The sequence below is a fragment of the Streptacidiphilus fuscans genome (assembly GCF_015690355.1).
GTDB lineage: Bacteria > Actinomycetota > Actinomycetes > Streptomycetales > Streptomycetaceae > Streptacidiphilus > Streptacidiphilus fuscans.
Genome location: NZ_JADPRT010000028.1, coordinates 30,346 through 37,059 on the forward strand (window position 1 = coordinate 30,346; position 6,714 = coordinate 37,059).

Genomic DNA, 6,714 nt, shown 5'->3' on the forward strand with positions numbered 1-6,714 from the left:
ATGTCCTGCCGGGTCGCTGCGTGGGAGGTTGAAACGGTCCTGGGGGGGGGGGCTCTGCCCCGCGCCCCTGAGGTCTCGTTCGGCTAAGCCCGCGGTTCGAGGAACTCGATGCGGTTGCCGACCGGGTCAAAGCTGTAGAAGCGGTCGTGCCCCGGGAGGTTGTCGTCCCAGACGACCTCCGCGCCCTTCGCGGCGATCTCCTCCGCGTACCCGCGGATCCCCCGCACGCGCACAGCGGGATGCGCCTTCTTCGCCGGGACGAAGGGGTCCTCGACCCCCACGTGGATCTGCACCGAGCCGTCCGCCGTGGCGAACCAGGCCCCGCCGCGGGCCGCGAGAACCGGCGGCTTGGGGATCTCGGTCAGGCCGAGGACGTCGATGTAGAAGGCCCGGAGCGTGTCCTCCGTGCCGGGAGGCGCGGCCAGCTGGACGTGGTCGAGTGCAACGATCATGGTCTTGTCCTCACATCTTCACGGCCACCGCAAACACGCGGCGGAAGGGCAGAACAGTGCCGAAGTCCTGACGCGGGTACGCCGCGTCCAGCAGTGCCGCGTACTCCGCGAGGAACGCCTCGCGCTGCTGCGGGTCGGGGAGGAGGTCGAGGGTGGGCCGCAGGCCGGTGCCGAGCATCCAGTCGAGGATCGGCTGCTCGCCCTGGAGGACCTGGTGGTACGTGGTCTCCCACACGTCCGCCACACAGCCCAGCGCCGACAGCGTCGCCAGGTACTGCGCGGGCTCGGGGATCGCCGCCCGGTGCGGGCCGCCGACCGTGTCGCGCCAGCACGGGCTGTTGCGCAGTTCGGTGAGGAGCGCGTGGGAGGGCTGGTCGAAGTTGCCCGGGACCTGGAAGGCCAGCACCCCGCCCTGCGGCAGCGCCTCGATCCAGCCGGGGAAGAACGTGAGGTGCCCCGGCACCCACTGCAGCGCGGCGTTGGAGAGGATCAGGTCCGGCTGGTCCTCGGCCGGGTCGTAGGTGGCGATGTCGCCGACCCGGAACGCCGCCCTCTCGGGGAAGTCGCGTTGGGCCTGCTCGATCATCGCCGGTGAGCTGTCGACGCCGACGAGGGTCGCGTCCGGCCAGCGCTCGGTCAAGCTGATCGTGACGTTGCCCGGGCCGCAGCCAAGATCGACGACGCGTCGCGGGGTGGTGGGCACCCGGTCGACGAGTTCGAAGAACGGTCGGCTGCGCAGGTCGGCGTGGCGCAGGTACTGCTTCGGGTCCCACGAGACGGCGTTCATCGGTCGCCCCTCCGCTCCATTTATCTTGACGTCAAGATACTTCTAGCATGCCGTCCAGAAATTCTTGATGTCAAGAGACTTCATGTCGATAGATATCCGACTACACTGATCACCATGGAGGACGAGGTCGATCGGCTGGTCGCAGCATGGCGTCGTGAGCGCCCCGACCTCGACGTGGAGCCGCTGGAGGTCCTGAGCCGGATCAGCAGGCTCGCCCGCCACCTCGACCGCGCCCGCCGTACGGCCTTCGCCGAGCACGCGCTGGAGCCGTGGGAGTTCGACGTGCTCACCGCGCTGCGCCGGGCCGGCACGCCCTACCAACTCTCCCCCGGCCAGCTGCTGACGCAGACGCTGGTCACCTCGGGGACGATGACCAACCGGATCGACCGCCTGGCAGGCAAGGGCCTGGTCCAGCGACTGCCCGATCCCGACGACCGCCGCGGGGTGCTGGTCCGGCTGACCCAGGCCGGGCAGGAGCGGGCCGACGCCGCCCTGGCCGGACTGCTCGACCACGAGCGGCAGATCCTCGCCGAGCTGCCCGACGGGCAGCGCAAGGAGCTGGCGTCGCTGCTGCGCCAGCTGGTCGCGCCGTTCGACAACGACCCGGACTGAGCAGAGCCGCTACGCCGTACGGCAACTGAGGGCCTGTCGTCCGGCCCTCGTCCGGCCCTTTGATCTTCCCCTCCATCTGTCGCCTCGTCAGTTGCCGTCTGCACAGGTATTGCCAGGCGTTCCCGACGGGTTGTCTACTCCGTTGCCGGGGACCGCAACCGGCGGTCTCCGGAAGGGGGGACCGCCCGATGTCCGCACGCAGCAGGCTCCCGCGCCTCGCGCGCACCCTCGGCGCCGTGACCGGCGCCGCGCTCCTGGCTCTCAGCCTGGCCGGCCCGGCCTCGGCCGCGACGCACACGCCGACCTTGGACCTCAGCACCCAGCCGGCGGCCGCCGACCACCACGGCCAGCCCGACTACTACGTCTCGCTCGGCGACTCCCTCGCCGCCGGGTACCAGCCGAACGTCGGGCACGACACCGACGTCTCCTACACCGACCAGCTCTACGCCCAGCTCAAGCAGCACGACCCGGACCTGGTCCACATCAAGCTCGGCTGCAGCGGCGAGACCACCGAGACGATGATCGACGGCGGCATCTGCAGCTACCCCGGCGCGACGTCACAGCTCGACGCCGCCGTGCAGTTCCTGCGCGCCCACCGCGGGCACGTCCGCTACGTCACCCTGGACATCGGCGCCAACGACGTCGACGGCTGCCTCGCCTCCGGCTCGATCGACCTCGCCTGCGCCGCCAAGGGCATCGCCACGGTCGGGGTGCAGGTGCCGGAGATCACCGCGGCGCTGCACGCGGCCGGCGGCGGGCGGCCGCAGTACGCGGGCATGAACTACTACGACCCGTTCCTGGCGGTATGGCTGACCGGCCCGTCCGGGCAGCAGGCCGCACGGCTCTCGGCCACCCTGGGCGTCGCCCTCAACGGGGCGATCGAGGTCGGCCTGAAGCTGGGCGGCTTCCACGTCGCGGACGTGGCCACCGCGTTCTCCACGCTCGACTTCACCGACCAGGCGACCCTGCCCGGCGTCGGACAGGTCCCGCTGAACGTGGCCAGGATCTGCGAGTGGACCTGGGAGTGCACGCCGTACCACGACATCCACGCCACCCCGACCGGTCACGCGGTGATCGCGGGCGTGTTCCGCGACGTCTTCCGTGACAGTCACCGTCGCTGAGCCGAGCGGCCCACGCACGCAGTAAAGCTCGCCTATTCGTCCCGTTCTGGTGTGTAATCATGAGGATTCGCCCAGAACGGGATGGATGCGTACGTGTCTACCGAGAACCCTCCCCAGACCAGCGAAACGACCCGCGACAAGACCCCCAGCAAGAACCGTGAGGCCTGGCAAAAGCGAGCCGCCTGGGTGGCTGTCTGGTATCTGCGCATCGCCGCGGCGCTCAACCTGCTCGGTGCCATCTCGGCTCCCTTCCGGCGGCAGGTGACCGAGCACAACACCGGGGACCTGTTCACGCCCTACCTGCTGACGGCGGGCTTCACCTCGGCCGCGCTGGCCTGGTTCCTGGCGATCATGATGCGGCGCGGCAAGCGGGCCGCGTGGATCTTCAACCTGATCCTCTCCGGCGCGTACATCGTGCTGGTCATCCTGTTGATGGCGGTCGACTCCGACGTCAGGGACCACGGCTTCAACTGGGTCTCCACCGCGATCAGCCTGGTCTTCCTGCTCGCCCTGGTCGTCGGGCGACGCGAGTTCCACGCCAAGGGGGACCGGTCCAACCCGCTGCTCGCGCTCGGCACGCTGATCATCGGCGGCGCGGTCGGCATCCTGATCGGCACCGCGCTCGTCACCATCACCAACACCGCCGCCGGTTCCACCTTCTGGGACCGGATGGACTACGCGATCATGCGCGTCTACACACTGGCCCCGGCCGGTGCCGGGCACGCGGGCGTGCAGATCCCGCACTGGGTCGACATCGCCATCAACGTGCTGAGCGTGATCCTCTTCCTGCTGGTCCTCTACGCGCTCTTCCGCGCCCCCAAGGGCAAGGAGTACCTCTGCCCCGAGGACGAGGCCCGGCTGCGCGCGTTGCTCGACCGGCACGGCGAGCGCGACTCGCTCGGCTACTTCGCGCTGCGCCGCGACAAGAGCGTGGTCTTCTCCCCCACCGGCAAGGCCGCCGTCGCCTACCGCGTCGTCGGGGGCGTCTCACTCGCCTCGGGCGACCCGATCGGGGACGTCGAAGCGTGGCCCGGGGCCATCGACCAGTGGCTGGAGCAGGCCGAAGTGCACGCGTGGACCCCGGCCGTGATGGGCGCCAGCGAGGAGGGCGGCAACGTCTACGCCCGGCACGGGCTCAACGCGCTGGAGCTGGGCGACGAGGCGATCGTCGAGGTCGAGGACTTCAGCCTGGAGGGCCGCGCCATGCGCGGCGTCCGGCAGGCGCACAAGCGGGTCGGACGCGCCGGGTACACCGTCCGGATCCGGCGGCACGGCGACATCCCCGAGCAGGAGATGGACTCGCTGCTCAGCCTCGCCGACCACTGGCGCGACGGCGAGACCGAGCGCGGCTTCTCGATGGCGCTCGGCCGTCTCGGCGACCCGGACGACGGCCAGTGCGTGATGCTCGAATGCCACGACGGCGAGGAGGAGCTCCGGGCGCTGCTCAGCTTCGTCCCCTGGGGGCGCGAGGGCCTCTCGCTGGACCTGATGCGGCGCGACCGCGAGTCGGACAACGGGCTGATGGAGTTCATGGTCATCGAGCTGATCCAGCAGGCCGAGAAGCTGGGCGTGCAGCGGATCTCGCTCAACTTCGCCATGTTCCGGGCGGTCTTCGAGCGCGGCGGACGCCTGGGCGCGGGGCCGATCCTGCGGCTGTGGCGGGAGGTGCTGATCTTCTTCTCGCGCTGGTGGCAGATCGAGTCCCTCTATCGGGCGAACGCCAAGTACCGGCCGATCTGGGAGCCGCGCTACCTGCTCTTCGAGCGCACCAGCGACCTGCCGCGGATCGGCATCGCCTCGGCGCGGGCCGAGGGCTTCATCAACGCGCCCAGCCTGCCCGCGCTGTTCAAGCGGCGGCACGTTCCGGCGCTCCCCGCCGAGCGGCCGGGTCCGGCGTCCGAAACTCCTTCGTCCGAATGATTCGGTTTTCGGCTCTCCGGCCCACAGGGTGAACGTGTTCCAGGCTTAACGTGGAACAAGAACGACTTCTGTGGATGAACCAGACATTCCGCCGGAGGACGCGCGCATGCCCTGGTCAGCAGCGATACGCAGCGGCGTCCGCACTGCCGCAGAGCGGGAGTGGGGCGCGCTGGCCCGAGCCATGCGCGACGGGGCGCGGCGCAACGGCTTCCCCGCGATCCCGATGACCTTGGCCGCAACCCTGGCCATCGTGCTCTTCCAGCTCTGGCAGCGGACCTCCTCCGGCGCGGGGATCGTCGAACGGCTGGGCGTCGTCCGCGCCTCGCTCCCGCTGGGCGTCGAGCTCGCCCGCACCCCCCTCTCGCTCTTCGTCCCGGCGCCCGACCTGCCGGTCTGGGGCGCGGCGGCACAGGTCCTCGTCGTCTTCGGCATCGCCGAGCTCTCCCTCGGCCGACTCCGCACCCTCGGCATCGCGTACGCGTCCACCGTGGCCGCCACCATGTACGCGCGGCAGGCGACCGAGATGGGCCACGGCCGCCTCTTCGGCCTTCCCTACGCGGCGGAGTTCGGCCGCGACACCGGCCCCTCCGTCGCCGTCGTCGCCCTCGCGATCTGCATCGCCTGGCGCTACCGCACCGTCGTGACCGGCCTCCTGGTGGGCGGCTCGATGCTGGGCGAGGCCCTGCTCGTGCCGAACCTGGCCGGCCAGGAGCACCTGGTCGCCATCCTCACCGCGCTCACCCTCTGCGTCGGCAGCGAGCTGCTACACCGCCAGGCTCAGCGCACGGGCGCGGCACTGCACGCCCTGGAAGGGCTGGACGACGGGGTGGAGAGCGCTGACAGCCTGCTGCGGCCGCGCGTACCTCACTGAGGCAGGTCGACGGGGCCGACCCCCGCACGGCGGGCCAGCGCGACGGCGGCCAGCGTGGAGTGGACCCCGAGCTTGCCGAGGACGTTCTGCATGTGCGTCCGCACCGTGTGCGGGGAGAGGAACAGCCGATCCGCGACGGCCTGCCGCCCCAGCCCCGCCACCATGCAGCGCAGCACCTGTTTCTCGCGCGGCGTGAGCGACTCCACCAGCCGCTCGCTCTCGGTCCGGTCCCGGCGGGCGGCGGTGAGCTCGCGTATCACGCCGGTGAGCAGGCTCGGCGGCAGATGCGTCTCGTCCCGCATCACCCCGCGCACCACAGCCATCAACCGCCCGAGCGAACTCTCCTTGGCGACCCAGCCGCCCGCGCCCGCCTGCAGCGCGCGGACCGCGCGGTGCGGGTCGTCGGCGGTGGCCAGCACGATCACGCGCAGCTCGGGATGGGCGGCGCGGGCGCGCGAGATCAGCGCGATGCCGTCGGGTTGCCTGGCGGCTGGCACGGGCGCGGGCGTGATCGTGGGCGCGGCGGGAGGTGCGGACGCGCTCGGCGGCCGCCGCTGCGCGGGCACGTGCGGGGCGGAGGGGCCCGCGCCGAGGTCCGCGTCGACCAGCATCACCTGGAACGCGCGCGACTCCGCGGCAGCCCGCTCCAGCGCCCGCTCGGCCGCGCCTGCGCTCCCAGCCGCCGCGACCTCCACATCCGGCTCAGCGGCCATCGCCGTCGCCAGCGCCTCCGCGAATATCCGGTGACCATCGGCCACCAACACCCTGATCCGCCCCACGCCCCCACTCCCCCCAACGCAGCACCGGCCCCCTACACCAACCAGCGTAGGCTCGCGCGCCGCGCCCGGACCCCTTCATGTCAACCGTTCACCCGAACGGAACCTTGGAGGGAGGCAAGCGGAAACACTCAGGGGCGCGGGGCTACCGATATGCGGCTCCGCCGCATATCGG

7 protein-coding genes are annotated in these 6,714 nt (G+C 71.1%); 4 read left to right on the forward strand and 3 right to left on the reverse strand.

What is annotated here, in order from left to right; all coding sequences use genetic code 11:
• Positions 1 to 83: 83 nt before the first annotated feature.
• The gene (locus tag I2501_RS38345) at positions 84 to 452 is read right to left on the reverse strand and encodes a VOC family protein (protein WP_196192946.1); all 369 of its coding nucleotides are present in this window, start codon (positions 450 to 452) and stop codon (positions 84 to 86) included.
• A 10-nt stretch (positions 453 to 462) separates the two neighbouring features.
• A complete protein-coding gene (locus tag I2501_RS38350; protein ID WP_196192947.1) occupies positions 463 to 1,239 on the reverse strand; it encodes a methyltransferase domain-containing protein in 777 nt (258 codons plus the stop codon).
• Between the two features lie 114 nt (positions 1,240 to 1,353).
• Here I2501_RS38350 and I2501_RS38355 point away from each other — a divergent pair, with 114 nt between their 5' ends.
• The 4 genes from I2501_RS38355 (at position 1,354) to I2501_RS38370 (ending at position 5,763) form a co-directional block, all read left to right on the forward strand.
• Complete coding sequence (locus tag I2501_RS38355) at positions 1,354 to 1,851, forward strand: MarR family winged helix-turn-helix transcriptional regulator (RefSeq protein ID WP_196192948.1); 498 nt, start codon at positions 1,354 to 1,356, stop codon at positions 1,849 to 1,851.
• A 188-nt stretch (positions 1,852 to 2,039) separates the two neighbouring features.
• The gene (locus I2501_RS38360) at positions 2,040 to 2,972 is read left to right on the forward strand and encodes an SGNH/GDSL hydrolase family protein (protein WP_196192949.1); all 933 of its coding nucleotides are present in this window, start codon (positions 2,040 to 2,042) and stop codon (positions 2,970 to 2,972) included.
• A gap of 81 nt (positions 2,973 to 3,053) precedes the next feature.
• A complete protein-coding gene (locus I2501_RS38365; RefSeq protein ID WP_196192950.1) occupies positions 3,054 to 4,892 on the forward strand; it encodes a phosphatidylglycerol lysyltransferase domain-containing protein in 1,839 nt (612 codons plus the stop codon).
• A gap of 106 nt (positions 4,893 to 4,998) precedes the next feature.
• Positions 4,999 to 5,763 carry a hypothetical protein gene (locus tag I2501_RS38370; RefSeq protein WP_196192951.1) on the forward strand — a complete coding sequence of 255 codons (765 nt, stop codon included), beginning with the start codon at positions 4,999 to 5,001 and terminating at the stop codon, positions 5,761 to 5,763.
• Here the strand turns inward: I2501_RS38370 and I2501_RS38375 are convergent.
• On the reverse strand, positions 5,757 to 6,542 hold the full coding sequence (locus I2501_RS38375; protein ID WP_328806247.1) for a response regulator transcription factor: 786 nt from the start codon (positions 6,540 to 6,542) through the stop codon (positions 5,757 to 5,759). The two genes, I2501_RS38370 and I2501_RS38375, sit on opposite strands and share 7 nt — an antisense overlap.
• Positions 6,543 to 6,714 lie beyond the last annotated feature (172 nt).

Excerpts from the sequence above, each read along its gene's own strand:
- I2501_RS38350 (WP_196192947.1), bottom strand. The coding sequence starts at position 1,239 with ATGAACGCCGTCTCGTGGGACCCGAAGCAGTACCTGCGCCACGCCGAC.
- I2501_RS38345 (WP_196192946.1), bottom strand. The coding sequence starts at position 452 with ATGATCGTTGCACTCGACCACGTCCAGCTGGCCGCGCCTCCCGGCACG.
- I2501_RS38370 (WP_196192951.1), top strand. The coding sequence starts at position 4,999 with ATGCCCTGGTCAGCAGCGATACGCAGCGGCGTCCGCACTGCCGCAGAG.
- I2501_RS38365 (WP_196192950.1), top strand. The coding sequence starts at position 3,054 with ATGGATGCGTACGTGTCTACCGAGAACCCTCCCCAGACCAGCGAAACG.
- I2501_RS38360 (WP_196192949.1), top strand. The coding sequence starts at position 2,040 with ATGTCCGCACGCAGCAGGCTCCCGCGCCTCGCGCGCACCCTCGGCGCC.
- I2501_RS38355 (WP_196192948.1), top strand. The coding sequence starts at position 1,354 with ATGGAGGACGAGGTCGATCGGCTGGTCGCAGCATGGCGTCGTGAGCGC.